Below are 1,838 nucleotides of genomic sequence, written 5' to 3' on the forward strand. Positions count from 1 at the left end.
GTAGCAATATAAAGTCTGGATACCCTCTACCGTGGGGGCAGCAGCTAGAGACTTTAGGCGGAGCCCTGGACATGCGTGACGGCCACCCGGCCAACACCTAATTGCTGACCGGCTGCTATGTCTTGAGGTTGCTACGCCTCACCGCCGGGACTGACCGGGCGGCGAACGGACGCTATCACGTCGGGAGCGCCGAGCAAATGCGAAGCGTGGTGTCTCGCCCTGCCCGATAGGCAGCGGCGCACGGTTCGGATCAGCTGCGCCAGCTCCGGTGCTTCGAACGGCTCCGGGACGGTCAGCACCCGTGAGTGGTCGGCATGCACGAGACGTATGCTGTACGTGCGCGCGTCAGGGCGGACAGGCGCAGTCCCATTCGGAACCGGGCGGGTGAAGAAGTCACTCGCCTCGGCCGCGGTGAGCAGCTCGGCGACCAGTGTCGGGTCGAGATCGGCGAAGTGGCGAACTCGCTCGCCAGCCCGGCCGGGAAAGTGCGCGATCCCGCCGGAGATCGTAATGCCGACCAGATCTCCAACCGTTTCCGGCTTAGAGCCGGTCACGCAGGCGCCCTGCCCTGCCTGGCGGCACGCCGCTCACGAGCACGACGGCGTCGTTCCTCGTCGCGCGCGACCTGAGCGGCGTCGATCACCGGTGCTTCGACAAGGCGAAATCCTTCCGCTCGCCGTGCAGCTTCCCTTCGTCGAGCTCGCTCTGCCTGAACCTCGAATCTCAGATCGGAGCGGGTGACCACGTAATCCAACTCGTGCTCATGCTGCCTGATCAGCGCGGCCAGCGCATGGACGGTCACCTCGTGGCCCACGGCCGCATCTAAAGCTTGTAGCCAGCGAGGTGACGCGTAGCGGTGACGTTGGACCCAAACATCGCGGCCGAGTTCCAGGCCTACTACCAGCGCCCATGCAACCGCATAGAGGCGGCTCGCTACCACAGGCGTCGTTCCGGTCACCTTGTCGACGACGGTGAGCGCGATCAGCCCGGCCCAGAAGGTTAGGATGCTGACCACCGGACACGGGTAGGTCCGGCTGACCTCCAGGCGAGCGACGAAGCGATTCAGCACCGGTATGGAAGCTTCCCTGTCCGCCGATGCACACTTCTCAGCAATTCGGTCGTCTTCCATCGGATCGCGCTCGCAAAAAGCTAGACGCGTGATATACGCTTTACGTATACTAGGCAAATGGTAGATGCCTAGTATGCGTTCTCCTGCTTCGTCTGACCTGCATTGTCGCATCGTGCACCTGCTCACAAAGGCACGCCGTGATGCCAAGCTGCGGCAGGTCGATCTCGCTGGGCGGCTAAGTTGGCAACAGGCCTACGTGTCGCGGTACGAAACCGGCGAGCGCCTGCTTGGCGTTGACGAGTATGTTGCCGTGGCATTGGCTATCGGGGTCGATCCGGTCATGTTGTTGAAGCAAGCTCTCGAGATTTCAGTTGGTAAGAGGGTTGACGAGCGACCAACTGAATAGCGGGCATCCGCTTGGTAGGTCGTGCCGGTGCGATCGACGAGGAGCGAGGCATGGACATGGTTCGTCGCAGACGCCGACATTACCCCATCCGTCCTTCGTCACCGCGTTACTGCACTGACTGGGGCCTGGATCGATCGAGCAAGTCGCTGCCCGGTCCTGACGATTTACGCTAGCGCACGGCACTGTGGACGCAATGCGACGCTAGAGCCTGCCTTTCTGAATCTTTAAAATTCAAAGAAAAGTATCTCGCGGGGTTAGAGGGTTCAATGAGAGGTTAAGAGGTTAGGGGTGCCGCTGTAACTGCTCAACTGAAATTCCCCAGCATCTCGAAGAAGGTATGGTGCCGCGCGGTATAGCCGACAT

Annotated in this window: 4 protein-coding genes; 1 reads left to right on the forward strand and 3 read right to left on the reverse strand. The window is 61.4% G+C overall.

Going from position 1 to position 1,838, the window contains the following annotated elements; translation table 11 throughout:
* Positions 1-131: 131 nt before the first annotated feature.
* Both AX685_RS16310 and AX685_RS16315 read right to left on the reverse strand, forming a co-directional pair.
* Positions 132-554, reverse strand: a complete 423-nt coding sequence (locus tag AX685_RS16310; RefSeq protein ID WP_017980694.1) for a protealysin inhibitor emfourin — start codon at positions 552-554, stop codon at positions 132-134.
* Positions 551-1,129 (reverse strand): hypothetical protein, encoded by a 579-nt coding sequence (locus AX685_RS16315; RefSeq protein WP_066490566.1) that lies wholly within the window; start codon positions 1,127-1,129, stop codon positions 551-553. The genes AX685_RS16310 and AX685_RS16315 overlap by 4 nt, the downstream gene beginning before the upstream one ends.
* Positions 1,130-1,202: 73 nt before the next feature.
* On the opposite strand from AX685_RS16315, the gene AX685_RS16320 reads away from it, so the two are divergent.
* Positions 1,203-1,475, forward strand: coding sequence for a helix-turn-helix domain-containing protein (locus tag AX685_RS16320; protein WP_197418658.1), 273 nt, complete (start codon positions 1,203-1,205; stop codon positions 1,473-1,475).
* A gap of 304 nt (positions 1,476-1,779) precedes the next feature.
* Here the strand turns inward: AX685_RS16320 and AX685_RS23555 are convergent.
* Positions 1,780-1,838, reverse strand: a 59-nt coding sequence (locus AX685_RS23555) for an alanine--tRNA ligase-related protein (protein WP_156445870.1), incomplete at its 5' end; no start/stop codon positions are given.

The sequence above is a fragment of the Sphingomonas sp. CCH9-F2 genome (assembly GCF_001556735.1).
GTDB classification, from domain to species: Bacteria; Pseudomonadota; Alphaproteobacteria; order Sphingomonadales; family Sphingomonadaceae; genus Sphingomonas; species Sphingomonas ginsenosidimutans.